General features: G+C 51.6%; 18 protein-coding genes. 6 read left to right on the top strand and 12 right to left on the bottom strand.

Features of this window, described 5'->3' with window-relative positions; all coding sequences use genetic code 11:
• Window positions 1-113: 113 nt before the first annotated feature.
• From aroA to OGY33_RS10860, 3 genes are all read right to left on the bottom strand, one after another.
• Window positions 114-1,397, bottom strand: coding sequence for a 3-phosphoshikimate 1-carboxyvinyltransferase (gene aroA, locus OGY33_RS10850; RefSeq protein WP_191238690.1), 1,284 nt, complete (start codon window positions 1,395-1,397; stop codon window positions 114-116).
• 69 nt (window positions 1,398-1,466) lie between these two features.
• Window positions 1,467-2,555 carry a 3-phosphoserine/phosphohydroxythreonine transaminase gene (gene serC, locus OGY33_RS10855; RefSeq protein WP_191238691.1) on the bottom strand — a complete coding sequence of 363 codons (1,089 nt, stop codon included), beginning with the start codon at window positions 2,553-2,555 and terminating at the stop codon, window positions 1,467-1,469.
• 212 nt (window positions 2,556-2,767) lie between these two features.
• Window positions 2,768-3,460: a DUF421 domain-containing protein gene (locus OGY33_RS10860; protein WP_048214574.1), complete on the bottom strand. Its 693-nt coding sequence runs from the start codon at window positions 3,458-3,460 to the stop codon at window positions 2,768-2,770.
• Between the two features lie 136 nt (window positions 3,461-3,596).
• On the opposite strand from OGY33_RS10860, the gene ycaO reads away from it, so the two are divergent.
• From ycaO to OGY33_RS10885, 5 genes are all read left to right on the top strand, one after another.
• Window positions 3,597-5,357 carry a 30S ribosomal protein S12 methylthiotransferase accessory factor YcaO gene (ycaO, locus tag OGY33_RS10865; RefSeq protein WP_191238692.1) on the top strand — a complete coding sequence of 587 codons (1,761 nt, stop codon included), beginning with the start codon at window positions 3,597-3,599 and terminating at the stop codon, window positions 5,355-5,357.
• Between the two features lie 404 nt (window positions 5,358-5,761).
• Window positions 5,762-6,619: a formate transporter FocA gene (gene focA / locus OGY33_RS10870; RefSeq protein ID WP_003831909.1), complete on the top strand. Its 858-nt coding sequence runs from the start codon at window positions 5,762-5,764 to the stop codon at window positions 6,617-6,619.
• Between the two features lie 59 nt (window positions 6,620-6,678).
• Window positions 6,679-8,961: a formate C-acetyltransferase gene (pflB, locus tag OGY33_RS10875; RefSeq protein WP_149607850.1), complete on the top strand. Its 2,283-nt coding sequence runs from the start codon at window positions 6,679-6,681 to the stop codon at window positions 8,959-8,961.
• A 310-nt stretch (window positions 8,962-9,271) separates the two neighbouring features.
• Window positions 9,272-10,012 (top strand): pyruvate formate lyase 1-activating protein, encoded by a 741-nt coding sequence (pflA, locus tag OGY33_RS10880; RefSeq protein WP_003035751.1) that lies wholly within the window; start codon window positions 9,272-9,274, stop codon window positions 10,010-10,012.
• Between the two features lie 86 nt (window positions 10,013-10,098).
• Complete coding sequence (locus OGY33_RS10885; RefSeq protein ID WP_239484189.1) at window positions 10,099-10,893, top strand: PA3715 family protein; 795 nt, start codon at window positions 10,099-10,101, stop codon at window positions 10,891-10,893.
• Between the two features lie 54 nt (window positions 10,894-10,947).
• On the opposite strand, the gene OGY33_RS10890 is transcribed toward OGY33_RS10885, so the two are convergent.
• The gene (locus OGY33_RS10890) at window positions 10,948-12,369 is read right to left on the bottom strand and encodes an amino acid permease (protein ID WP_003035749.1); all 1,422 of its coding nucleotides are present in this window, start codon (window positions 12,367-12,369) and stop codon (window positions 10,948-10,950) included.
• 213 nt (window positions 12,370-12,582) lie between these two features.
• A complete protein-coding gene (locus OGY33_RS10895) occupies window positions 12,583-13,731 on the bottom strand; it encodes an MFS transporter (protein ID WP_149607851.1) in 1,149 nt (382 codons plus the stop codon).
• 385 nt (window positions 13,732-14,116) lie between these two features.
• On the opposite strand from OGY33_RS10895, the gene ycaC reads away from it, so the two are divergent.
• Window positions 14,117-14,743: an isochorismate family cysteine hydrolase YcaC gene (gene ycaC / locus OGY33_RS10900; protein ID WP_003035746.1), complete on the top strand. Its 627-nt coding sequence runs from the start codon at window positions 14,117-14,119 to the stop codon at window positions 14,741-14,743.
• 110 nt (window positions 14,744-14,853) lie between these two features.
• Here ycaC and OGY33_RS10905 read toward each other — a convergent pair whose 3' ends face one another.
• The 7 genes from OGY33_RS10905 to ftsK all read right to left on the bottom strand — a co-directional run bounded on the left by OGY33_RS10905 (window position 14,854) and on the right by ftsK (window position 26,554).
• Window positions 14,854-15,717: a dimethyl sulfoxide reductase anchor subunit family protein gene (locus tag OGY33_RS10905; protein ID WP_003831906.1), complete on the bottom strand. Its 864-nt coding sequence runs from the start codon at window positions 15,715-15,717 to the stop codon at window positions 14,854-14,856.
• A gap of 1 nt (window position 15,718) precedes the next feature.
• The gene (dmsB, locus tag OGY33_RS10910) at window positions 15,719-16,336 is read right to left on the bottom strand and encodes a dimethylsulfoxide reductase iron-sulfur subunit DmsB (protein ID WP_003831905.1); all 618 of its coding nucleotides are present in this window, start codon (window positions 16,334-16,336) and stop codon (window positions 15,719-15,721) included.
• A gap of 10 nt (window positions 16,337-16,346) precedes the next feature.
• A complete protein-coding gene (dmsA, locus tag OGY33_RS10915; RefSeq protein ID WP_191238693.1) occupies window positions 16,347-18,791 on the bottom strand; it encodes a dimethylsulfoxide reductase subunit A in 2,445 nt (814 codons plus the stop codon).
• A gap of 236 nt (window positions 18,792-19,027) precedes the next feature.
• Window positions 19,028-20,320, bottom strand: a complete 1,293-nt coding sequence (gene serS / locus OGY33_RS10920; RefSeq protein WP_003831902.1) for a serine--tRNA ligase — start codon at window positions 20,318-20,320, stop codon at window positions 19,028-19,030.
• A 92-nt stretch (window positions 20,321-20,412) separates the two neighbouring features.
• Window positions 20,413-21,756 carry a replication-associated recombination protein RarA gene (rarA, locus tag OGY33_RS10925; RefSeq protein WP_048214581.1) on the bottom strand — a complete coding sequence of 448 codons (1,344 nt, stop codon included), beginning with the start codon at window positions 21,754-21,756 and terminating at the stop codon, window positions 20,413-20,415.
• 10 nt (window positions 21,757-21,766) lie between these two features.
• On the bottom strand, window positions 21,767-22,378 hold the full coding sequence (gene lolA / locus OGY33_RS10930) for an outer membrane lipoprotein periplasmic chaperone LolA (RefSeq protein WP_003831898.1): 612 nt from the start codon (window positions 22,376-22,378) through the stop codon (window positions 21,767-21,769).
• Between the two features lie 111 nt (window positions 22,379-22,489).
• On the bottom strand, window positions 22,490-26,554 hold the full coding sequence (ftsK, locus tag OGY33_RS10935) for a DNA translocase FtsK (RefSeq protein WP_191238694.1): 4,065 nt from the start codon (window positions 26,552-26,554) through the stop codon (window positions 22,490-22,492).
• Between the last annotated feature and the right edge of the window lie 23 nt (window positions 26,555-26,577).

The following is a 26,577-nucleotide window of genomic DNA, read 5'->3' on the forward strand; positions in this document are numbered from 1 at the left end:
GCCAACGATCGTTATCTTTGTGTGAAAAATGCAGAATCATTGAAGCTGAGTGTAGAATAAATAGGCAATCGGAGATGTCAGAATGTGCCGCACCCGAAAGTGCGGCAATAAAATCAGGCAGATGTACTAATACGAGCCAGCTGTTCGAAATAATCCGGGAAGGTTTTGGCGGTACATTTTGGGTCAAGAATGGTCACCGGCGTGTCAGACAGCGCCACCAGCGAGAAACACATCGCCATGCGGTGATCGTTGTAGGTCGCGATGTCCGCAAATTGCAATGTTGCAGGCGGGGTGATGCGGATAAAGTCATGCCCCTCTTCCACTTCCGCGCCCACTTTGCGTAACTCCGTCGCCATCGCGAACAGACGATCGGTCTCTTTGACGCGCCAGTTGTAGATATTACGTAATGTCGTGGTGCCTTTAGCGAACAGCGCCGCCGTTGCAATGGTCATCGCCGCATCAGGAATATGGTTCATATCCATATCCACTGCGTTCAACTCGCCGTGAGTACAGGCAATAAAATCGTCGCCCCATGTAATGGTTGCGCCCATTTTCTCCAGTACATCGGCAAAACGAATATCACCCTGCATGCTGTTGCGGCCAATCCCGGTAACTTTTACCGTACCGCCTTTAATAGCACCTGCCGCGAGGAAATAGGAAGCGGAAGAAGCATCACCTTCAACCAGGTATGCACCCGGTGACTGATACTGCTGCTGCCCCTTCACGACAAAGCGCTGGTAGTTTTGATTTTCAATTTCAACACCAAACGTTTTCATCAGGTTCAGTGTGATATCAATGTAAGGTTTGGATACCAGGTCACCTTTAATTGCGATCGTCGTATCCTGCGGCGCCAGCGGCGCAGTCATCAGCAACGCAGTGAGGAACTGGCTGGAAACGCTACCGTCTACCTCAACCTGGCCTCCGGTAAAGCCACCACGCAGACGTAAAGGGGGATAGTTGTCCTGCTCCAGATAGTCAATTTTGGCTCCGCCCTGGCGCAGCGCATCAACCAGATGGCCAATCGGGCGCTCTTTCATGCGCGGTTCGCCCGTCAGCACGATGTCATTGCTGCCCAGACATAACGCTGCGGCCAGCGGGCGCATTGCGGTTCCGGCGTTGCCAAGGAACAGCTCAACTGCACCTTCTGCGTGCAACGCACCGCCATTGCCAACTATCTCGCAGCGGGTACGATCGGCAGAAAGGGTATAGCTAATCCCTAACGCATTCAGAGCATTGAGCATATGGCGAACATCATCGCTGTCCAGCAGATTGGTCAGGACAGTGGTGCCATTGGCTAATGCAGCCAGCAGCAAAGCGCGGTTAGAAACACTTTTGGATCCAGGCAGATTGATGGTGCCATCCACCCGCGCAATGGGTTGTAACGTCAGGGATTCCATGAAACTCGACTCTCAAAAACAGACATAAAAACCCCACAGACGGGCTGTGGGGATGAAAAGTACAGCAGATTAGCCGCGGCGGCGTTCGAAATCGACCATGAAATCGGTCAGTGCTTTAACACCTTCAAGCGGCATGGCATTGTAGATGGACGCACGCATACCGCCGACTACACGATGCCCTTTCAGCGCGTGCAGGCCCGCAGCAAAAGACTCTTCCAGGAACAGTTTATCCAATGCGCTATCAGCCAGCTGGAACGGTACGTTCATGCGTGAACGGTTAGATTTCGCCACATCGTTACGGTAGAAATCGCTGTTATCGATTACGCCGTAGAGCAATTCCGCTTTTTGCTGGTTAATTTTATCCATCGCATTAACACCGCCCTGCTTTTTCAGCCATTTAAAGACCAGGCCAGACAGATACCAGGCAAAGGTTGGCGGCGTATTGAACATGGAATCGTTGTCATTCAGCACGGTATAGTCGAGGATTGACGGGCATGAGACATGAGCTTTACCCAGCAAATCTTCACGGACGATGACAATCGTCAGACCGGCCGGGCCGATATTTTTCTGTGCCCCGGCATAAATTACGCCATAACGACTAACGTCAAGCGGTGCGGAAAGAATGGTAGAGGACAGATCCGCCGTGACCACAACGTTGCTGGCAAAATTCGGCGTTTCATCGATCGCAATGCCATCGATGGTTTCGTTCGGGCAATAGTGCAGGTATGCCGCGTTATCAGAAAGCTGCCATTCACTCATCGGCTTAACAGCACGCAGGCCGTCCACGGTGACTTTGGCATCAATAACGTTTGGCGTGCAGTATTTTTTCGCTTCTTTAATTGCGCTGGCGGCCCAATAACCGGCATCGACGTAATCCGCGGTGGTTTTATCGCCCAGAATATTTAACGGGATACCCGCGAACTGCCCGCGACCACCACCATGGCAGAACAACACTTTATAGTTGGAGGGGATGCTGAGAAGCTCGCGAAAATCCTGCTCCGCTTCCTCTGCGACCTGGATGAATTCTTTGCCACGGTGGCTAATTTCCATCACTGACGTGCCAAGACCGTTCCAGTCACAAAGATCCTGTTGAGCCAGTTTAAGTACTTCTGCCGGTAACATTGCCGGACCTGAACTAAAATTGAAGACCTGAGCCATTTCCCCTCACCACGTTGTGTTGTTGTCCAATCAACATCCTGTCATTGACGATAATCCGGTGACAGACATTGGTATAAGTTATTCCTGTGGATATCGGTTTTATCATTCAGTGACACGCGCCGCAATGGGTAAAACTGGCAAGGGTAAAAATGTGTCATCGGTCACACAACAGAATCTATCGGATTGACGGGTAAAAACCGAGATTTTTGCTGTCAGGTAACCCGTTTTGCCCGACTGGCCTTCGACCATTCTGGATTTGCACAGCGCGGACATAATTGATGATCTCCGGCCTTCATTTGCACCACTTCGCTACAACGTATGCAGGCATAGTCCCCTGCTTCAGGTATTACTTTAAATCGTTGCGTACAACGTTTAGGCAAAATACTGAGCCCCGGCTTTACGTCTTCATCGGCAAAGAAGTAGACGCTGATTTGCCCATTCGTCTCCAGAATAGCCAGTTTCACTTGTCCCAATTGCTCCACGCCGTTCAAACGCAGTTCCATAAAGAATTCAAATTCCGTCATATTGGCGCTATTGAGCTTTGACCATGCCAGCTCGCCGTCTTCAATGATCACGACGGGTTTGCCCTCCAGAAGGTCCTCCATTTTTTCACTATGCGCCATTAGCCACATTACCAACCGATACAGCACAGCAAGAGTAATAAAGACCACCAGCACCGGCAGCATCGGAACATCGTCATAAAACGCCACGTCTCCCGCGGCGGAACCCAGCGTAAGGATGATAAGGACTTCAAAAAGCGACATCTGGCGTACGCCACGACGTCCGGTGATTTTTAAAAACAGAAAAACCAATATAAAGGTGTAAAGGCTGCGTAGCGCAACTTCCCCCAGAAAATCCATGGGCATCTTATCAAGCGCCATACGGTGTAAATCGAAAGCTTTCATTAATATGCTCTAAACGTGATTGGCTGTAAGAAAGCATAGCCAATGCTTTTATTTACGCATGGGCTCCGGCGACGATAGCGCCGTTCATTGAAAACCCGTATCATTGCGCGCTTTCCGTACGACAAAAGTGATTTTCATGACGCAAACATTTATCCCCGGCAAAGATGCCGCTCTGGAAGACTCCATCGCTCGCTTCCAGCAAAAATTGCTCGACCTCGGTTTTCAAATTGAAGAAGCTTCGTGGTTGAATCCCGTCCCTAACGTCTGGTCTGTACATATTCGCGACAAAGAATGCGCGCTGTGCTTCACCAACGGTAAAGGCGCGACAAAAAAAGCGGCGCTGGCTTCTGCGCTGGGCGAATACTTTGAGCGTCTGTCGACTAACTACTTCTTTGCAGATTTCTGGCTGGGCGAAACTATCGCCAATGGCCCCTTCGTACATTACCCGAACGAAAAATGTTTCCCGCTGACTGAAGAAGACGATGTTCCAGAAGGTTTACTGGATGCGCGTCTGCGTGCATTTTACGATCCAGATAACGAACTGACCGGCAGCATGCTTATCGATCTACAGTCTGGTAATGAAGAGCGTGGCGTCTGTGGCCTGCCGTTTACCCGCCAGTCTGATAACCAGACCGTCTACATTCCGATGAATATTATCGGCAACCTGTATGTTTCTAACGGCATGTCTGCGGGTAACACACCTAACGAAGCTCGCGTTCAGGGTCTGTCTGAAGTCTTTGAGCGCCATGTGAAGAACCGTATTATCGCCGAAAGCATCAGCCTGCCGGAAATCCCGGCCGAGGTGATGGCGCGCTATCCGGCAGTGGTGGAGTCCATCGCCACACTGGAAGCGGAAGGTTTCCCAATTTTTGCCTACGATGGCTCGCTGGGCGGCAAGTATCCGGTGATTTGCGTTGTCCTGTTCAACCCGGCCAACGGTACCTGCTTTGCCTCCTTCGGCGCACACCCGGATTTCGGCGTTGCGCTGGAGCGTACCGTGACTGAACTGCTGCAGGGCCGTGGTCTGAAGGATCTTGATGTCTTCACCCCACCGACCTTCGACGATGAGGAAGTGGCAGAACATACCAACCTTGAAACTCACTTCATCGATTCCAGCGGTCTGATCTCCTGGGATCTGTTCAAGCAGGATGCCGACTATCCGTTCGTTGACTGGAATTTCTCCGGCACCACGGAAGAAGAGTTCGCCACCCTGATGGCCATCTTCAATGCTGAAGATAAAGAAGTGTATATCGCTGACTATGAGCACCTGGGCGTTTACGCGTGCCGCATTATTGTTCCGGGAATGTCTGACATCTATCCGGCAGAAGATCTGTGGTTAGCCAACAACGCTATGGGCACCCATCTGCGTGACACCATTCTCTCTCTGCCAGGCAGTGAGTGGGATAAAGAAGACTACCTCAATCTGATTGAACAGTTGGATGAAGAAGGTTTTGACGACTTCACCCGCGTGCGCGAGTTGCTCGGTCTGGCGACCGGTGCGGATAACGGTTGGTACACCCTGCGTATTGGCGAGCTTAAAGTGATGCTGGCGCTGGCCGGTGGCGATCTGGAGCAGGCCCTGGTGTGGACCGAATGGACGATGGAATTTAACGCCTCCGTCTTTAGCGCGGAACGTGCAAACTACTATCGCTGCCTGCAAACATTGTTGCTGCTGTCTCAGGAAGAAGACCGTCAGCCGCTGCAGTATCTGAACGCATTCGTCCGCATGTACGGCGCTGAGGCGGTTGAAGCGGCAAGTGCGGCACTGAGTGGTGAAGCGCCGTTTTATGGACTTCAGCCAGTAGACAGCGATCTGCACGCATTCCCGGCACATCAGTCTCTGCTGAAAGCCTATGAGAAATTGCAACGCGCGAAAGCGGCACACTGGTCAAAATAGTGACAAACAACTTGCCTCGAGTAGGCTAAATGTATTGTCTGAGCTATATTACGGGGCGCTTAAAGCGCCCCGTTTTTTATTTTGGTCAAACCAAAAAATAAATGTAAAAGCAAGGTTAAATATTAGTAGTTGATATTAAAAAAATTAGCTTATTAATGTGGTTTTTTATCTCAATTACTCCATTTTAATTAACCGTTCCATAGGAGGCTGAAAGAAAAAATTCAACTCACTTTATAATTTTTAAAATTTATTTTTATATGGATAATCAACATGTTACACCGTAATCGCATAAAAACCATGCGTCTTACGGGCCTATAAGCCAGGCGAGATATGATCTATATCAAATTCTCATCTATAATGCTTTGTTAGTATCTCGTCGCCGACTTAATAAAGAGAGAGTTAGTGTGAAAGCTGACAACCCTTTTGATCTTATTCTACCTGCTGCAATGGCCAAAGTTGCCGAAGAAGCAGGCGTCTATAAAGCAACGAAACATCCGCTTAAGACGTTCTATCTGGCAATTACTGCCGGTGTATTCATTTCAATTGCCTTTGTTTTCTATATCACCGCCACAACCGGCACTGGTACTATGCCTTTCGGCATGGCGAAATTAGTAGGTGGTATCTGCTTTTCCCTGGGGCTGATCCTTTGTGTTGTCTGCGGTGCAGACCTCTTCACTTCAACCGTACTGATCGTCGTTGCTAAAGCCAGTGGTCGTATTACCTGGGGTCAGTTAGCGAAAAACTGGCTTAACGTTTATGTCGGCAACCTGATTGGCGCCCTGATCTTTGTGTTACTCATGTGGCTTTCTGGCGAGTATATGACCGCCAACGGCGCATGGGGGCTCAACGTTCTGCAAACAGCCGACCACAAAGTGCACCATACTTTTGTTGAGGCAGTGAGCCTTGGTATCCTGGCTAACCTGATGGTGTGTCTGGCCGTATGGATGAGCTACTCAGGCCGCAGCCTGATGGACAAAGCGTTTATCATGGTATTACCGGTCGCAATGTTTGTTGCCAGCGGTTTTGAGCACAGTATCGCAAACATGTTTATGATCCCTATGGGTATTGTAATACGCGATTTCGCCACCCCGGAATTCTGGACCGCAGTTGGGTCTTCTCCGGAGAATTTTTCTCACCTGACCGTGATGAATTTCATCACCGATAACCTGATTCCGGTTACGATCGGTAACATTATCGGCGGCGGTTTGTTGGTCGGGTTGACATACTGGGTCATTTATCTGCGTGGTAACGATCATCATTAATCTGTTGATGCCCATTACACGCAGTAAATAAAAAATCCACTTAAGAAGGTAGGTGTTACATGTCCGAGCTTAATGAAAAGTTAGCCACAGCCTGGGAAGGTTTTACCAAAGGTGATTGGCAGAATGAAGTAAACGTACGTGACTTCATTCAGAAAAACTACACTCCGTATGAGGGTGACGAGTCCTTCCTGGCTGGCGCAACTGATGCGACCACTGCACTGTGGGACAGCGTGATGGAAGGCGTTAAACAGGAAAACCGCACTCACGCGCCTGTTGACTTTGACACCTCCGTTGCTTCTACCATCACTTCTCACGACGCTGGCTACATCAACAAAGCGCTCGAGAAGATTGTTGGTCTGCAGACTGAAGCTCCGCTGAAACGTGCGATCATTCCGTTTGGCGGCATCAAAATGGTTGAAGGTTCCTGCAAAGCGTACAATCGCGAACTGGACCCGATGCTGAAAAAAATCTTCACCGAATACCGCAAAACCCACAACCAGGGCGTATTCGATGTTTACACCAAAGACATTCTGAACTGCCGTAAATCCGGTGTTCTGACTGGTCTGCCAGATGCGTATGGCCGTGGCCGTATCATCGGTGACTACCGTCGCGTTGCGCTGTACGGTATCGACTTCCTGATGAAAGACAAATACGCTCAGTTCGTCTCTCTGCAGTCCGATCTGGAAAACGGCGTAAACCTGGAAGCAACAATCCGTCTGCGTGAAGAAATCGCTGAACAGCACCGTGCTCTGGGTCAGATCAAAGAAATGGCTGCTAAATATGGCTGCGATATCTCTGGTCCGGCTACCAACGCTCAGGAAGCTATCCAGTGGACTTACTTCGGCTACCTGGCCGCAGTTAAATCTCAGAACGGTGCAGCAATGTCCTTCGGTCGCGTATCCACCTTCCTGGATGCTTACATCGAACGTGACCTGAAAGCAGGCAAAATCACCGAGCAAGACGCACAGGAAATGATCGACCACCTGGTCATGAAACTGCGTATGGTTCGTTTCCTGCGTACTCCTGAATATGATGAACTGTTCTCCGGTGACCCGATTTGGGCAACTGAATCAATCGGTGGTATGGGCGTTGATGGCCGTACTCTGGTTACCAAAAACAGCTTCCGCTTCCTGAACACCCTGTACACCATGGGTCCTTCTCCGGAGCCGAACATCACTGTTCTGTGGTCTGAAAAACTGCCTCTGAACTTCAAGAAATTCGCCGCTAAAGTGTCCATCGACACCTCTTCTCTGCAGTACGAGAACGATGACCTGATGCGTCCGGACTTCAACAACGACGACTACGCTATCGCTTGCTGCGTAAGCCCGATGGTTGTTGGTAAACAAATGCAGTTCTTCGGTGCGCGTGCAAACCTGGCGAAAACCATGCTGTACGCAATCAACGGTGGCGTTGATGAAAAACTGAAAATGCAGGTTGGTCCTAAATCTGAACCGATCAAAGGCGACGTTCTGAACTTCGACGAAGTTATGGACCGCATGGATCACTTCATGGATTGGCTGGCTAAACAGTACGTCACCGCGCTGAACGTTATCCACTACATGCACGACAAGTACAGCTACGAAGCCTCTCTGATGGCGCTGCACGACCGTGACGTTATCCGCACCATGGCGTGTGGTATCGCTGGTCTGTCCGTTGCTGCTGACTCCCTGTCTGCAATCAAATATGCGAAAGTTAAACCGATTCGTGACGAAGACGGTCTGGCTATCGACTTCGAAATCGAAGGCGAATACCCGCAGTTTGGTAACAACGACTCTCGCGTTGATGACATGGCGGTTGACCTGGTAGAACGTTTCATGAAGAAAATTCAGAAACTGACTACTTATCGTAACGCTATCCCGACTCAGTCTGTTCTGACCATCACCTCTAACGTGGTTTATGGTAAGAAAACTGGTAATACCCCAGATGGTCGTCGTGCTGGCGCGCCGTTCGGACCGGGTGCTAACCCAATGCACGGTCGTGACCAGAAAGGTGCTGTTGCCTCTCTGACCTCCGTTGCTAAACTGCCGTTTGCTTACGCTAAAGATGGTATTTCTTACACCTTCTCTATCGTTCCGAACGCTCTGGGTAAAGACGACGAAGTTCGTAAGACCAACCTGGCTGGTCTGATGGATGGTTACTTCCACCACGAAGCGTCCATCGAAGGTGGTCAGCACCTGAACGTGAACGTCATGAACCGCGAAATGCTGCTGGATGCGATGGAACATCCGGAAAAATATCCGCAGCTGACCATCCGCGTTTCTGGCTACGCAGTACGTTTTAACTCCCTGACTAAAGAACAGCAGCAGGACGTTATTACTCGTACCTTCACTCAGACCATGTAATTGGTTTTGACTGAAATCGTACTTTAAAAAGCGTACAATAAAGGCTCCACGTAAGTGGGGCCTTTTTAATAGCCTGCTTTGTCAGCTATCTATACTTATATACTCGATGGATTTCGAGTTGCATTGAGGCGGCAACGGAGTGAATCCCCTGGAGCGTACAGAAGTACGTGACTGGGGTGAGCGAAGGAAGCTAACAAAGATGCAGCTTGAAAGACGAAAAGTATGGATAGCAGCCAAAACAGACTCGACACAGTTAATAACTGTGCACTAACACTGGCCCCGGATGGGCCACACCTGGAGAAACACCGCAATGTCAGTTATTGGTCGCATTCACTCCTTTGAATCCTGTGGCACTGTTGATGGCCCGGGCATCCGCTTTATTACCTTCTTTCAGGGCTGCCTGATGCGCTGCCTGTATTGCCATAACCGTGACACGTGGGATACACACGGCGGTAAAGAAGTCACCGTCGACGAATTAATGAAAGAGGTGGTGACCTATCGCCACTTTATGAACGCATCCGGCGGCGGCGTGACGGCGTCTGGCGGCGAAGCTATCCTGCAAGCTGAATTCGTACGTGACTGGTTCCGCGCCTGTAAAAAAGAAGGTATTCATACCTGTCTGGATACCAACGGTTTTGTTCGCCGCTACGATCCGGTGATCGATGAGCTGCTGGAAGTCACCGACCTGGTCATGCTCGATCTCAAACAGATGAACGATGAAATCCATCAGAATCTGGTCGGCGTATCTAACCATCGTACGCTGGAGTTCGCGCGTTACCTGTCAAATAAAGACATCAAAGTGTGGATCCGCTATGTTGTCGTACCTGGCTGGTCTGATGACGATGACTCCGCACACCGCCTCGGCGAATTTACCCGCGATATGGGTAACGTTGAAAAAATCGAGCTGCTGCCTTACCACGAGCTGGGCAAACACAAATGGGTGGCAATGGGCGAAGAGTACAAACTGGATGGCGTCAAACCACCGAAGAAAGAGACCATGGAGCGCGTGAAGGGCATTCTCGAGCAATATGGACATAAAGTGATGTATTGAGTTTTAGCCACCACGAAACGGCTGCCCTGAACGGCAGCCGTTTTGCTATCTAAGCGACAACCACTCGAATTAAAGGAAAGGACGCCATGCGGTTATTCATTTCTGGCATGTTGCTGTTATCTGCCCAATACGTAAATGCCGCCAGCAACTGTGATATCAACGCCATTGTGCAACATGCGTGGCCGGATGCAAAACCGACAGCGGAAGGCAAGCTACTCACACAACATAATCAGGTTATCGATATCACAGGTAACTCAACGCAAAGCGCAATTTGCCGTGTCTGGCCAGCCCACCCGGAACTGACCTTAGCGGCGATCCCGCTGATGGCACAACAATATAGCGATTACGATCGCATTGGCGATCTGGAGCTTCTGGTACTGGATTCCACAAACCTCGACGTAAAACAGCGGCTACGCCTGCCCGAACGTATGAATGACGATGCCATTCAAATTACCGGTCTGGCGCTTGATACTGCGCGCTGGAAAGTTACCCCAGATCAGACCGCATTTGGCTTACGAGTCGCCCGCACCGGCAGTTCCCGTATAAATCCTTTTAGTGAAGATGCGCTATCGCTGTTTGTTATTGAAAATAATCAACTACGGGCGGTATTAAACGGAATCGTACTTGAGAATAGCACCGGTGAATGGGACGGGAACTGTGTGGGAACATTCCACGATATTAAACGCACCCTTGCCCTTGCGCCTGATTCACATAATGGATACTTCGATATTCGGGTAAACGAGAAAAACGTGGAATCAACGGCCTATACAGACGCCTACGAGCAGTGCGCATCAAAGGATAAACCGGGGAAAGCCAGTTGGGTACTGCGTTATGATGGCAAACAGTATGCCATCCCAAAAGAACTGTCCCCGTTGTTTTGAGAGGCAAAGCAGGAGATAGCATCACTATCTCCTGCTCTTCTGCCACACTTGTCTTTAGCGTCCTCTTCTCGCCAGTAGCGGGAAAATCAATCCCAGTCCAACCAGCACAAATGGCGTCACGATATTCAGCGTGAGCTGGAATGTCCACTCAGGGGTAAAGGCTTCCATTTTCGGGAAAATCCCGGTCAGACAGGCAAATGCGGTAAAGGCAAAGCACCAGATCCCCACGGTCATCGCAAGCGAGCGGTTGCGAATAAAGACATATTCCGATTTATATTTTTGCGCCAGGCGAATAACGGCAATGAACGCCACAAACACCCATAAATAACGCAATGGCATCACGACAGAGTTAAGATTCAATAGCCATTTATACAGGTTGTTCATGTCGCCAATTCCCAGTGTTGGCAACATAATCAGAATCGCCACCAGCACCAGCGTCAGAATATAACCATTTACCGGCGTACCGGAAGCGTTGGTTTTACACAGGCTCTCGGGAATATATTTACGATCAGCATCACCCAGCAGAACTTTAAGCGGTGCATCAATAGAAAATACCAATGCCGCAATCTGTCCCAGCGTATTGGCAATCGCGTAAATAACCATCAGCGAATTACCCATACCATAATACTCTCCCAATTTCTGGAAGGCGTAATATTGACCATTCGTCATCAGGTCATCTGGAATATGCCGGGAGTCAAACATCATTCCCATAGCCAGCGACCCGAGAATCGCGCATACCGCTACCATAACGGCCAGAACGAGCATCCCTTTTGGAAATTCTTTGCCCGGATTACGTGTCTGATTAACGTATGGCGAAATTTTCTCCGCACCGCCCACGGCAAATACCAGCATGGAGATCGTGGTAATGTAGGTAAAATCAATGTGCGGGATAAACGATTCCCAGGTGATATTGGTTGTCGCTATTTGCACATCCGTAATTGCAGGCGCGGTTACCGCCATCACGACATACAAAATGGACATCACAAACATCGCGATGCCTGCAACTGACCCAACAATTTTCAGTGACTTCATGCCACGGGACGCAACCCACATGAAAAAGACAAACAGCGCCAGCGTCAGCCCCTGCAACGCCACGACGGTGTACTCTTTAATCAACGAACCATCGCCCTTCAGCGCCCATCCCAGCGCAATCAGAATAGCCTGCGGTTTTTGCGCCAGATAAGGTATATGAACAACCCAATAGGTCCAGGCAGCAAGATAGGCCAACCCTGGCCCCATGGTATGTTTAATCCAGGTACTGACGCCGCCTTTACCCTCTTTAAAGGTTGAGCCAAGCTGCCCGACGATCAACGCATAAGGAATAAAATAGAGCGCGAAAATAAATATCCAGGAGGAGACAACAACCAATCCCTGATTAGCATAGTTGTTGACGACGTTACCAAAACCCCAGACGGTAATAAATGACATTAATGCAATGTTGTACCATCGCAATTGTTTTTCCTGCACACCAGCCATACGCAATCCTTTGTGGAAGCTTTTTGATTATCAATATATGAGGCGTGGGATTATGCGCGGTAAAATGAGCGAGCGGAAACGGCAGGATGTAAAACTATAACCTTCTGCACACTTTATTTTCAGGACAGACGTGTGCGATTAAATAATGCAGGTTCCCATAAAGCATACATAAACAGTATGTATGGGAACCTGTTCATATTCTGTTAAATCAGGTCAAATGTGCGCAATAGAATTGGGCGTATGGCCCGTCTTACGCAGCAGCATTAGTAAATAAATAAACGATACGCTGGCGATCATGATAAACAGCAAGCTATCTGAATAATTCTGCATCAGCATCGCAGTAAACGAAGGTCCCAGCAGACTGCCCACGGTATAGCTCAATAGCAATGCCTGATTCATGGCGACCAACTGATGATGTTCCACCTTTTCACAGGCCCAGGCCATCGCGACCGGATAGAGGGTAAAGCCTGCCGCACCCAACATAAACAACGCGGGCGCCATCGCCGCCTGATTCAGCATGGCGATACTCCCGACGATCACCACGAAGACCTGGACGCGTAAAACCAGCAGACGTCCCAGCTTATCCGCCAGACGGCCAATCGGCCATTGCCCCAGAATACCGGCACTTACCAGAACCGCCATCCAGAAACCAATGCTGGCGTTGCTCACCCCCTGATGGTTGAGATACAGCGGCATCAGGCCATACAAAGACCCCAGCACGATCCCGGAAATAATGCAGCCATTAACGCCCAGGCGCGCCTGACGCAACCTCAGCATGGAGACAATAGGCGTAGACTGCTGTTCATCGCCCTGCTGATTAGCAATGCGCGTAAAGAGCAGTGGCAAAACACCCGCCAGGATAGTACCCGTCACCCACGGCAGGACGTTCATCAATTCTGTTGATACTTTACTAACCAGCAGTTGGCCTAAAAACGTTCCCACATAATAGATCATCATATAGGCGGCAAGTAACCGTCCGCGATTACGGGACGTCCCGCTGCACATCAGCGCGCTTTCCACGACCACCCAGATCATGGCGCAGCCAACACCGGCGATAAAACGCCATGTCATCCAGCTCCAGAATCCCACCATAATCCCCAGCCCGACACAGCCCGCGGCAAAAATAAGCGAGGCGATGTAATAGCTGCGGTTAAAACCAAGGTGTTTTATTAAATACCCTGTCAGCAACGTCCCTACCAGATTACCGGTAAAGTAAGACGAGCTCACCATGCCTACCTGCCAGGTAGGCAGATTTTCATGGGCGAGCCAAAGCGGGACGAGCGTGTTTAACACGGCGATCGCCAGGGTCAACAGAAGTAGCCCGCACAGCAATAGCATGACGGGACGGGTATAGGTGGACATGAATAAAAACCGTGAGGAAGTTCAAATTTCATGCGCATCATGCCACTGCTAAAAACATTGTCAATCGGCGGAATCAGAGGGCTGAGGCGCTTTCTGGTCGATCGATTTGCATTACTGATTCTTAATGTGAATAGATAAAAAACACAAAAACACATCTGCTTGTTTTTATTGATCTAAAACAAAAATCTCGCGTTACGTTCAGTCGAAAAATTTCATGGACTCCCCTTACTTTTATTTCTTACTAAACTGTATTCGGGATGCTGAGCTGCATTGTCTTCAAAATAGAACAGTGAGTTCTTATTTATCTATCTAATCCAAATATCGTTCTTTTCGTAGACTTAAACTCATCAAATTTCCCCCACTGATACTGAACAGGAGAAATACCATGACTAAACCTTACGTAAGACTTGATAAAGACAATGCGGCAGTACTGCTGGTCGACCATCAGGCTGGCCTGCTCTCTCTGGTTCGGGATATCGATCCCGATAAATTTAAAAACAACGTGCTTGCGCTCGGTGACTTAGCAAAATACTTCAACCTCCCAACCATTCTGACAACCAGTTTTGAGACAGGACCAAACGGACCGCTGGTACCGGAACTGAAAGCTCAATTTCCGGATGCGCCCTACATTGCTCGCCCAGGAAACATTAACGCATGGGATAACGAAGATTTCGTGAAAGCAGTAAAAGCGACCGGCAAAAAGCAGCTGATTATCGCTGGTGTCGTGACGGAAGTTTGCGTCGCTTTCCCAGCGCTCTCGGCTATTGAAGAAGGTTTTGACGTCTTTGTTGTCACCGATGCTTCAGGCACGTTTAATGAAATTACCCGCCATTCAGCATGGGATCGGATGTCTCAAGCAGGCGCTCAATTGATGACATGGTTCGGAGTAGCATGCGAACTGCACCGCGACTGGCGCAACGATATCGAAGGTCTGGCGACGTTGTTCTCTAATCACATTCCGGATTATCGCAATCTGATGACCAGCTATGACACGTTAACTAAGCAGAAGTAAAGACTGGGGCAAAACCCTGACCTGACATGTAGCCGGATAGAGCGCAGCTTTAAGGCCTACGGATATTGTAGGCTTGATAAAGCACGAGGCGCCATCCGGCATATTATGGATTAACTCGCCACCGCCATACCGACGGTCATATGCAGCCCGTAGAACACGCCACGACCAATCAGCTCGCCGACTAACAGCAGAATAAACGCGACGGAAAGCAACGGAACGGCAGGCTGGTAACCCTTCACTTGCGGTACTATCCAGCAGCACAACGCTAACGCCAGCGCCACGATCCGCCACGCCATCAGCGAACCGTAATCCGGAACCAGCGCAGAGGCCTGTTGAATCGAACTGTGGATTGTCGCCAGTTCAGTCCCCTGCATTACCGACATGATGGCACTCACGACCAGAGCAAGCACTGATATAGCCGGCAGCAGGCGCATCGCCCAACCATCCACGCCAGCAATTCTCAGTAACAGATATCCCAGCAGCGGACCGCCCATAAACATCGTCAGGAAGAAGCCCAGCGGTGTCCAGACGCTGTACCAGGTCGGTACGGTATCGATGGTGTTATACACGCGCACCATCATCCAGACAAAAACCACACCCAGCACCATGGTGACAACTAACCACAGATTGCGTAATGCGGGCGACATTTTCTTCAACATAGCCAGCAGCCAGCCGATACCGCCAACGGCAAAGAAGAGTGAGCCGCTGGCAATTTCGTTACTCAACGCAGATGACCCAACGCGATTGAGTGAGTTAAAGGCGCGCATCGGTGAGCCCAGGTGGAGCATAGAGGCAATAAAACCAATGCCCATTAATACCCAAAGCCCAAACATGCAGGTAATTACGCGTTGCTGCGATTCTGGGCGTAAGCCCCCTTTCATCAACGCCAGCGCCAGAACAATAAAACCGCCAACCACACACTGTCCGAAGACCGTGAAGATCATCAGCGGCCATTCATGCCATCCACTTCCCATCTTACACCTCCTTCGGATTAGCCAGATAACCTGTGGTATCCCCGGTCGGGCGGCTATTGGCGTTAGGTTTGATGACAATGCTCGGTTTGGTAAAGTGCGCGCCCGGCAGTGGCGCAACCGCAGCCAAAGTACCGTGTTTTTTGCGCAGTTCATCAATTGGGCCAAAATCCAGCGCACGCAGTGGACAGGACTCGACGCAAATAGGTTTCTTACCTTCAGCGACGCGCTCATGGCAGCCATCGCATTTGGTCATGTGCCCTTTGTCAGCATTGTACTGTGGTGCACCGTAAGGACAGGCCATGTGGCAATAGCGGCAGCCGATGCACACATCTTCATCGACAACGACAAAGCCATCTTCACGTTTGTGCATCGCACCGCTCGGACACACCTTGGTACAGGCCGGGTCTTCACAGTGGTTACACGCAATGGAGAGGTAATAGGCAAAGACGTTCTGATGCCAGACGCCGTTGTCTTCCTGCCAGTCACCGCCCGCGTACTCATAAATGCGGCGGAAGCTGACTTCAGGGGTTAAATTTTTGAAATCTTTGCACGCCAGTTCGCAGGTTTTGCAACCGGTGCAACGGCTGGAATCAATAAAAAATCCATACTGGGTTGTCATCGGTTACTCCTTACACCTTTTCAACCTGAACAAGGTTCGTGTGTGATGGGTTCCCCTTCGCGAGAGGAGACGGACGCTGGGTCGTCAGGACGTTAATGCAACCGCCCTGGTCCACGCGTTTTGCGTCCGGGTCATACCACGCCCCTTCTCCCAATGCCACCACGCCAGGCATCATACGCGGCGTTACTTTCGCCTCAATGTGCACTTCACCACGATCGTTAAAGATGCGCACCTTGTCGCCGTTGTTAATGCCGCGTCGCTGTGCATCCATCGGGTTGATCCACATTTCCTGACGGCAGGATGCTTTCAGAACATCCACGTTGCCATAGGTCGAGTGGACGCGAGACTTATAGTGGAAGCCGGTCAACTGCAGAGGGAATTTCTCCACCAGCGGGTCGTTTAAGCTCTCAAAACCTGGGGTATAAATCGGCAGTGGATCAATCACATCACCTTCCGGCAGTTCCCAGGTTGACGCGATCTCGGCAAGCTGCTGCGAATAAATTTCGATCTTACCTGACGGCGTGGTCAGCGGATTGGCGTTAGGATCCTCACGGAACGCCTTGTAGGCCACGTGATGTCCCTGTGGGTCGCGCTGTTTAAAGATCCCCTGCTTGCGGAATTCTTCAAACGTTGGCAGTTCAGGAATGGCTTTGCGCGACTGCTCGTACAGATGACGCATCCACTCTTCCTGAGTACGACCTTCTGTAAACTGCTGCTCAACACCAAGGCGTTTCGCTAGTTCACTGGTCATCTGGTAGATAGTCTTGCATTCGAAGCGTGGTTTGATCGCCTGATCGGTGAAAATCACATACGACATATTTCCGCAGGAGGCATCCAGTGCGAAGTCCATCTGCTCCGAAGCGGTGCAGTCCGGCAGCAAAATATCCGCGTATTTCGCCGAGGAGGTCATATGACAGTCGATGACAACGATCATCTCGCACTTCTTATCATCCTGTAGGATTTCATGTGTGCGGTTGATATCAGAGTGCTGGTTAATCAGACAGTTACCGGCATAGTTCCAGATCATCTTAATCGGAACATCGAGCTTATCTTTGCCACGAACACCGTCACGCAGCGCCGTCATCTCCGGACCTCGCTCAATGGCGTCCGTCCACATAAACATAGAGATGCTGGTTTCGACTGGGTTTTCCAGCGTAGGCATACGTTCAAACGGCAAACTGTATGAGCCCTCACGCGCCCCGCTGTTGCCGCCGTTAATCCCAACGTTACCGGTAAGGATTGCCAGCATAGAAATGGCACGGGTCGCTATTTCACCGTTAGCATGGCGCTGCGGTCCCCACCCCTGACTGATATATGCCGGTTTAGCGCTACCGATTTCACGCGCCAGTTTGACGATTCGATCAGCAGGAATACCGGTAATTTGCGCTGACCATTCCGGGGTCTTGGCGATACCGTCTTTGCCCTGCCCAAGAATATACGCCTTATAGTGACCGTTTTTCGGTGCGTCGGCCGGTAAGGTTTTCTCGTCGTAACCCACGCAGTATTTATCAAGGAACGGTTGATCGACCATGTTTTCGGTGATCAGCACATACGCCAGACCATTCACCAATGCCGCATCGGTACCTGGGCGGATCGGGATCCATTCATCTTCACGACCCGCGCCGGTATCCGTGTAGCGAGGATCGATAATAATCATGCGGGCATTGGATTTCTGTCGCGCCTGTTCAAGGTAATAGGTTACCCCACCCCCGCTCATACGGGTTTCACCTGGGTTATTCCCGAACAGAACCACCAGCTTGCTGTTTTCAATGTCGGACGGGCTGTTACCGTCTGCCCAGCCGCCGTAGGTGTAGTTCAACCCGGCAGCGATTTGTGCTGAAGAGTAGTCACCGTAGTGGTTCAGGTAGCCGCCACAGCAGTTCATCAGACGTGCTACCAGCGTTTTGCCTGGCGGCCAGGAGCGTGTCAGGGTACCGCCCAGCGTACCTGTGCCGTAGTTCAGGTAGATAGACTCGTTGCCGTAGTCTTTGATAAGACGCTGCATATTGCTGGCAATGATGTCGTAAGCTTCATCCCAGCTGATACGTTCAAATTTACCTTCGCCGCGTTGGCCGACACGTTTCATCGGGTATTTCAGACGGTCGGGATTATAAACGCGACGACGCATGGAGCGACCACGCAGACAGGCGCGTACCTGGTGCAAGCCGTCATAGTTGTCATCACCGGTGTTGTCGGTTTCAACATACTTTATTTCACCGTCTACCACGTGCATACGCAGAGGACAGCGGCTACCACAGTTCACCGTACACGCGCTCCAGATGACTTTCTCATTGGCCTGTGTCGGATTAAGGGCTTCTGCAGCATTTGCAATACGGGTAAATGGCAGGGTAAACGCGCTACTGGCCACCGCCAGTCCGCCTATCGCCGTCGTTTTCACCAAACCTCGGCGACTAACCTCAGCTGCCAGCATGGCATCGGGGATCTTAGTTTTCATAGTGGCTCACTCTGCTGCTCACAATAAACAAAAGAGAAATACTCGTTATACAGGTTTTTATATAGCGCTAATATCGATATACAGACTGGTAGATACCGAATTTGCGAAAAGACAGAGATAAATACTGACTTTCATTCGAAGGCAGTATTACTCCTATGGAGGTAGGCGTTATTGTCCGACGTCAAACGGGCATAAAAAAAGCGCCCTGAGGCGCTTTTTTAGCAAAGAAAGGTAGCTTAGCCGATAAACTCCAGGCCATTCATGTACGGACGTAACACTTCCGGAACCTGAATACGGCCATCAGCCTGCTGATAGTTTTCCATCACCGCAACCAGCGTACGTCCAACCGCCAGACCAGAACCGTTCAGCGTATGTACTAAACGGGTCTTTTTGTCGGATTTGCTGCGGCAACGCGCCTGCATACGACGAGCCTGGAAATCCCACACGTTGGAGCAAGAGGAGATTTCGCGATAGGTGTTCTGCGCCGGGATCCACACTTCCAGATCGTACGTTTTGCATGCGCCGAAGCCCATGTCGCCTGTGCACAGAATGATCTTACGGTACGGCAGGCCCAGCAGCTGAAGAACCTTCTCGGCATGGCCGGTCATCTCTTCCAGCGCGTCCATAGAGTCTTCTGGGCGAACGATCTGCACCATTTCAACTTTATCGAACTGGTGCATACGGATCAGACCACGGGTATCACGACCGTAAGAACCTGCTTCAGAACGGAAGCACGGCGTATGCGCGGTCATTTTGATCGGCAGCGCATCTTCGTCAATGATTTCGTCGCGAACCAGGTTGGTCAGCGGAACTTCTGCCGTTGGGATCAGCGCATAGTTGCTGCTGTCAGCTTCTTCATCCAGCGGACGGGTGTGGAACAGATCGCCAGCAAATTTCGGCAGTTGCCCTGTTCCGTACAGCGTGTCATGGTTAACCAGATACGGAACGTAGTTTTCGCTGTAACCATGCTGTTCGGTATGCAGATCCAGCATGAACTGAGACAGCGCACGGTGCATGCGCGCGATCTGCCCTTTCATCACGACGAAACGAGAGCCGGTCAGCTTAACCGCAGCGGCAAAATCTAGACCCGTGTGCATTTCACCCAGGGTAACGTGATCGCGCACTTCGAAATCAAACTCACGCGGCGTCCCCCAACGGCTGACTTCAACGTTGTCATTTTCATCTTTACCCACCGGAACGTCGTCCGCTGGCAGGTTAGGAATGGTCAGCGCAATGTCGCGGATCTCGGCCTGTAAGGTATCAAGTTCAGCTTTCGCGGCATCCAGCTCTTCGCCCAGTTTGTTCACTTCCAGACGTAAAGACTCGATATCTTCCCCGCGCGCTTTTGCCTGGCCGATGGATTTCGATCGAGAGTTACGCTCTGCCTGCAGGTTTTCAGTTTGTACCTGCAGAACTTTACGACGCTCTTCAAGAGCGCGCAGCTTATCTACATCCAGCTTAAAGCCCCGGCTTGCCAGTTTTTCTGCGACTGCGTCTGGCTCATTACGCAGCAGATTGGGATCGAGCATGCTTATCCTGTGCTTATCGAATTAAAATAGGAGAAAGTGACCACAGCCTGCGGTCACAGGGATACAGAGACAACATTACCGCAACGATAACACTAACGGTAGCGTTTTATAGGGCTATTTTGATCCTGTCCGGCGAGCCAGGCGAGCTTTTCGCCAATCTTGCCTTCAAGACCTCTGTTTGTGGGGTGATAATAGCGCGTTTGTGCCATTTCCTGCGGGAAGTACTCTTCTCCGGCGGCATAGGCATTTGGTTCATCATGGGCGTAACGATACTCCTGACCATAGCCCATTTCTTTCATCAGCTTAGTTGGCGCATTGCGCAGGTGGACCGGCACGTCGTAATCCGGACGTTCACGGGCATCAGCCAGCGCGGCTTTGAAGGCGGTGTAAACCGCATTACTTTTCGGCGCGCAGGCCAGATAAACAATTGCCTGAGCAATCGCTCTTTCACCTTCCGCGGGTCCCACGCGGGTAAAGCAGTCCCATGCGGAAATTGCCACCTGCATGGCGCGAGGATCGGCATTGCCCACATCTTCAGAGGCAATGGCCAGACAGCGACGGGCTACATACAGCGGGTCACCGCCTGCACTAATGATGCGCGCATACCAATAAAGTGCCGCATCCGGGGCGCTGCCGCGAACCGATTTGTGTAATGCGGAGATGAGATCGTAAAAACGATCGCCTTTATTATCGAAGCGTGCGCTGCGTTCACCGGCAATTTCAGTGAGCAATTCTGGTTTCAATACGCGCTTACCGGAATCATCAACTTCGGCCATATCGGCCATCATTTCCAGCGTATTCAGCGCTCGCCGCGCGTCGCCATTCACCAGTTCGGCAATCGCCCGACGCGTCTCTGGTGGCAGTACGATATCCTGACCACCGTAACCACGGGCATTATCTGACATCGCCTGGTCCAGCACCTGTTCAATATCGTCGGTGGTTAACGATTTCAGTAAATAAACACGCGCCCGCGACAACAGTGCCGAGTTCAGTTCAAACGAGGGATTTTCAGTGGTGGCGCCAATAAACGTGATGGTACCGTCTTCAATATGCGGTAAAAACGCATCCTGTTGGCTTTTATTAAAACGGTGAACTTCGTCCACGAACAGGATCGTACGTCGACCCGCGTTACGATTCTGACGCGCCCGCTCAATCGCTTCACGAATTTCTTTTACACCAGACGTGACCGCCGAAATTCGTTCAACATCGGCGTTAGCGTAACGGGCAATAACTTCGGCTAGCGTGGTTTTCCCCGTCCCCGGCGGACCCCATAAAATCATAGAGTGCAGGTGCCCGGCCTCGATGGCGCGCGGCAAGGGTTTACCCGCAGCCAGCAGATGCTGCTGGCCGATGTACTGCGCTAAATTTTCTGGCCGCATACGTGCGGCCAGTGGCTGAAAGGTATTATCAGAAAAGTCGAGCGACAGATTGCTCACTCACACGCCTCTACTTACGTTGATCGTCAACCGTTACACCTTGCGGCGGGGTAAAGGTGAATTTCGAAGGTTCAATCGCACCATTCTGCTGAGATTTCAGCTGATAGCTGCTGCGCTGATCGTCTTGCTCAACGGCACTGAACTGATGGATCGTCCCGTCCCGCCCAACATTGATAGTAAACTGCTTCAGGTTACCGCTGCTGGTTTTTGGCGTCAGCACGAAATCGTCGCCGTTTTGCTTAATGTTGTACTGTTGCCAGTCGCTGGCCTGGTTACGCGCAATCAGCATGAACGGCGTGTTGCCCGTGGCGTCTTTCAACCAGGTCGCAGTCGCCTGCTCAACAAACGGGTTAAAGAACCACAGCGTTTTACCATCGGAAACCAGGATGCTCTCGTCAGGCTGCGTCATATGCCAGTTAAAAAGATTAGGGCGTTTAACCCATAAGTCGCCCTGACCCTCCTGTACCGCAGCGCCGCTACCGTCCGTGACCTTCTGAGTAAAGCTGGCATGGAAGCTGCTGACTTTATCCAGACGGCTTTTCAGGTCGCTGGCAGCGTCAGCCCAGACGCTGCTCACCACAAAGCTAGACAGTAATGCACAGGTGATTGCGATTCTTTTCATCGTTATTCCTCAAAATACGTCACTCCCAACGGGGAGATCCCTCTGCTATCCATTTCAGGCCAAAAATCAGCATGAGGAAAGTAGAAAATACTGAATTACTTAACTTTGCAATCATTCGAAGGGCGGCGGAGCCAGCACTTCACGATTACCATTATGCCCTTGTTCGCTGACTATTCCCTGCGCTTCCATCTGTTCGATGATGCGCGCCGCTCGGTTGTAACCGATACGGAACTGACGTTGGACGCCGGAGATTGAGGCTTTGCGTTTCTGAGTAACAAAGTTCACCGCCTGATCGAACAGCGGATCCAGTTCTTCGCCACCATCAAAGCCGCCACCGCCGCCTTCGCTTTCGCTGTCAGAGGTAATGCCATCAACGTATTGTGGACGGCCGCGCGCTTTCCAGTCCTGAACTACCGCGTGAACTTCTTCATCGCGTACAAAGGCGCCGTGTACACGCACAGGGATCGTCGAGTTTGGTGCAGAATAAAGCATGTCACCCATACCCAACAGCGATTCCGCGCCGCCCTGGTCAAGGATGGTACGCGAGTCAATTTTACTGGACACTGTAAAGGCGATACGCGTCGGGATGTTCGCTTTAATCAGACCGGTGATAACGTCAACTGACGGTCGCTGGGTTGCCAGCACCAGGTGGATACCCGCCGCACGCGCTTTTTGCGCCAGACGAGCGATCAGTTCTTCCACCTTTTTGCCAACGGTCATCATCAGGTCAGCGAATTCATCCACCAACACCACGATATACGGCAGTTTTTCCAGCACCGGATGCTGAACATCCATGCTGTCGCCCGGCTTCCAGTATGGGTCTGGAATCGGACGTCCCATACGGGCGGCTTCAGCAATCTTATCGTTATAACCAGCAAGGTTACGCACGCCAAGCGCCGACATCAGTTTGTAGCGACGTTCCATTTCATTGACGCTCCAACGCAAGGCATTGGCGGCATCTTTCATGTCGGTCACAACTTCAGTCAGCAGATGTGGAATACCTTCATAAACAGAAAGTTCCAGCATTTTCGGGTCAATCATGATAAAGCGAACGTCTTCCGGTTGCGCTTTGTAGAGCATACTGAGGATCATGGCGTTCACCCCAACAGACTTACCGGAACCGGTTGTCCCCGCCACCAACAGGTGCGGCATTTTAGCCAGATCGGCCACCACCGGTTCGCCCGCAATATCTTTGCCCAGTACCACTGTCAGCGGAGATGAGTTATCACGGAATTTAGCGTTATCCAGCACTTCACGCAGATAAACGGTTTGACGTTTTTTGTTCGGTAACTCCAGTCCGACATACGGTTTGCCTGGAATAACCTCGACCACACGTACCGCCGCGGTCGACAATGAACGCGCCAGATCTCGTGACAGGTTAGAAATACGCGCCGCTTTAACCCCTGGAGCCAGATTAAGCTCAAAGCGGGTAATCACCGGGCCAGGAGAGTAGTTCACCACATCGGCTTTAATGCGGAAATCCGCCAGACGCGCTTCCACCAGACGTGCCATTTGTTCCAGTGCAAACGTATCTATCGGCTCAACTTCGCTCGGCGGCGGCGTGAGCAGATCTAACGATGGCAGCGGCGTGCTTGGACGGTGCGCCGGACGACTATCCCCATTACGCATTAGCAGCGGATGGATCAGACTATCCTGCGGCGGCGGTGTCACAGGCTGCGTTGGCTGCTGATAATGCTGCTGCGATGCAACTGGCTGCGCTGGCTGCTGATAATGCTGCTGTGGTGCAACTGGCTGTGTCGGTTGCTGATAGTGCTGCTGCGGTGCAACTGGCTGCGCCGGTTGCTGATAATGCTGCTGTGGTGCAACTGGCTGCGCCGGTTGCTGATAGTGCTGCTGCGGTGCAACTGGCTGCGCCGGTTGCTGATAATGCTGCTGCGGCGCAACGGGTTCCTGGTACTGCGGCGCGGGCTCCGGCATTACGCCAGGCGTAAACAGCGGCTCATGCGGCCCCTCATCCACCAGCGTTTTCATTGGCGAAAATTCAAAGTCATCGAGGGAGAATGGATTCGCTCCGGCAGGCTGTTCACCGGAATAACGCTGCTGCTGAGAAGAAGCAAACTGGCGGGCCAGTTCCGCTTCTGCGGCTGAATCTTCGTCATCAGTCTGGTGGGTATCGTCCTGATACTCTTCGCCATAACGATGCTGCTGCGACTGAGCGAACTGACGTGCCAGCTCGTCCTGCTGCATTGCATCCATTTCATCGTCACTGTACGCATCTGTATCAAGCTGCTCTTCGCGCGCTTTCTCTTCAGCCATACGCTGTGACGGCAGTTTTATGCCATATGAAGCCAGCTCACGACGAGTAGGCACGCGCACACGATTCGGACGCGGCAACTGCGGGCCAATGCCCTCTTTCACCTGCGGACGCGGCGTACCGCTGCCTGCAAGGCTAAAGACAGGTGCTGCGGCAGCGGCACTCGCCCCTAACGCGGCGCTTTTTACGCCAGCGGCCAGCGGTGCAACGGCAGCAACAGACTCAACGGGCGGTATGGATGCAGTCGTCGGCATAGACGGCGTAGACGGCTTAACACGCTCAGGCTCCTGAGCAGGTTCTGGGATCGGTTGATACCATGCAGCCAGTTGCTCACGCTCACGCGCACGTTTCTCTTCGACTTCTTCAAAGTAATAGAGCGGCGGACGAGTCGGTTTAACTTCTTCAACCACCGGCTCAGGTTCCACCACTGTTGGTTGTTCAACCACAGGCTGCTGGAACGTAGTGCTCTGTTGAAAAGTTGGATCCTGCTGATAAACAGGTTGCTGCACAGGCTCCGGCTGATAACCAGGCTGCTGGAATGCGGCGTTCTGTTGAGAGGTCGGATCCTGTTGATAGACAGGTTGCAGCACGGGCTCCGGCTGATAAACAGGTTCCGGCTGCGGCGCGACAGGCTGCGTATAAACAGGTTCAACGGGCTGCTGTGCGTAATATTGCGGCTGCGGACTCTGCTCCACAACCGGTTGTTGCCATGGCTCATAAGGCTGCTGCACCGGAGGTTGCGCGTACTGGGCTGGCTGCGGATAACCTTCAGGCGCTGGTGCAATCGCGGCATCACCGGTTTGCGGGCCAGGCACGGGTTGCCAGGCCACGGTTGGGACCGGTTGCTCCATAACAGTGTTGGTCACGGGTGACGTTTGCAGTAACGGATCGACCGGTGCGCTCCAGGCCTGAGCGGCTGTTGTAGCTGCTGCTGCTGCAGCTACAGGCTCGGTCACCGAGTGGCCGTTAAGCAGTGGATCAAGTTCGTCATATTCAGGCAGCGTCGCGCGATTACCGGAAAACAGCACATCATTAGGATCGGCAACCACGCCACGGGCGCTGTATTCAATTTCGTCTTCATCATCCATGCGTTTGCCGGAGAACAGCGCCGCATCGGTATGACGACCAAGCGGGTTGGTAAATTTCTCCGCCAGACGTTTACGGCGCGCTAACGCACCGCGCAGGATACGAGCTCGGCGCGATTCATGGGGTTTGCCATCAGCGGCGTCGACAGACTCTTCTTCGTCTTCATACTCTTCGTCATCGACCCAGGTATCGTCGCGGCGGGTACGGTTGCTGGCAAACGTCAGGATATTGAGTAACCAGCCGCCCAGTTTTTCCGCAATGCTCACCCATGACCAACCGGTGAACAACGTTAATCCCGCTGCCCAAATGCACAACAACGTCAGCGTGCCGCCGCTGCTGTGCAGCAATGGTTGTAGCGTGGTGCTGAGCAGACTGCCGATCACGCCGCCAGAGGCGAAATACCAGATGTCATCGGCGTTAATTGCGGCCAGCCCGCAGGAAGTGAGAATCAGCGCCAGAACGCCAATAATGCGTAGCGAGACGGCAAAATAATCGACGTATTCGTCGCTGGCCTGATGTCGCCAGGCAAACCAGCAGCCACCGACAATGATGACGGGGATTGTGTAGGCCATGACGCCAAAAATAAAGAACAGCGTGTCCGCCAGCCATGCTCCAGGTATTCCACCCAGATTATGGATAGGCTCATGCCACGCGGTTTGCGACCAACTGGGATCCGAAGGGTTAAAGCTGAGTAAGGCAGCCATCAACCAGACGGCAAAAAGGGCAATAAGGATCAGTAGCGCTTCCAGAAGTCGGCGCCCGCTGCTTAACTTCGTCAATGTGACGTCTTTGTCTTCAGTGTATTCCTGGCTCAAAAACGGCTCTCCAGGTTTCGGGC

Origin of the sequence: Citrobacter sp. Cpo032 (genome assembly GCF_030332975.1) — a bacterium.
Lineage (GTDB): Bacteria > Pseudomonadota > Gammaproteobacteria > Enterobacterales > Enterobacteriaceae > Citrobacter > Citrobacter portucalensis.

What these genes read in the sequence shown, in the direction of transcription:
- aroA (WP_191238690.1), bottom strand. Translation starts at nt 1,397, where the DNA reads ATGGAATCCCTGACGTTACAACCCATTGCGCGGGTGGATGGCACCATC.
- serC (WP_191238691.1), bottom strand. Translation starts at nt 2,555, where the DNA reads ATGGCTCAGGTCTTCAATTTTAGTTCAGGTCCGGCAATGTTACCGGCA.
- OGY33_RS10860 (WP_048214574.1), bottom strand. Translation starts at nt 3,460, where the DNA reads ATGAAAGCTTTCGATTTACACCGTATGGCGCTTGATAAGATGCCCATG.
- ycaO (WP_191238692.1), top strand. Translation starts at nt 3,597, where the DNA reads ATGACGCAAACATTTATCCCCGGCAAAGATGCCGCTCTGGAAGACTCC.
- pflB (WP_149607850.1), top strand. Translation starts at nt 6,679, where the DNA reads ATGTCCGAGCTTAATGAAAAGTTAGCCACAGCCTGGGAAGGTTTTACC.
- pflA (WP_003035751.1), top strand. Translation starts at nt 9,272, where the DNA reads ATGTCAGTTATTGGTCGCATTCACTCCTTTGAATCCTGTGGCACTGTT.
- OGY33_RS10885 (WP_239484189.1), top strand. Translation starts at nt 10,099, where the DNA reads ATGCGGTTATTCATTTCTGGCATGTTGCTGTTATCTGCCCAATACGTA.
- OGY33_RS10890 (WP_003035749.1), bottom strand. Translation starts at nt 12,369, where the DNA reads ATGGCTGGTGTGCAGGAAAAACAATTGCGATGGTACAACATTGCATTA.
- OGY33_RS10895 (WP_149607851.1), bottom strand. Translation starts at nt 13,731, where the DNA reads ATGTCCACCTATACCCGTCCCGTCATGCTATTGCTGTGCGGGCTACTT.
- ycaC (WP_003035746.1), top strand. Translation starts at nt 14,117, where the DNA reads ATGACTAAACCTTACGTAAGACTTGATAAAGACAATGCGGCAGTACTG.
- OGY33_RS10905 (WP_003831906.1), bottom strand. Translation starts at nt 15,717, where the DNA reads ATGGGAAGTGGATGGCATGAATGGCCGCTGATGATCTTCACGGTCTTC.
- dmsB (WP_003831905.1), bottom strand. Translation starts at nt 16,336, where the DNA reads ATGACAACCCAGTATGGATTTTTTATTGATTCCAGCCGTTGCACCGGT.
- dmsA (WP_191238693.1), bottom strand. Translation starts at nt 18,791, where the DNA reads ATGAAAACTAAGATCCCCGATGCCATGCTGGCAGCTGAGGTTAGTCGC.
- serS (WP_003831902.1), bottom strand. Translation starts at nt 20,320, where the DNA reads ATGCTCGATCCCAATCTGCTGCGTAATGAGCCAGACGCAGTCGCAGAA.
- lolA (WP_003831898.1), bottom strand. Translation starts at nt 22,378, where the DNA reads ATGAAAAGAATCGCAATCACCTGTGCATTACTGTCTAGCTTTGTGGTG.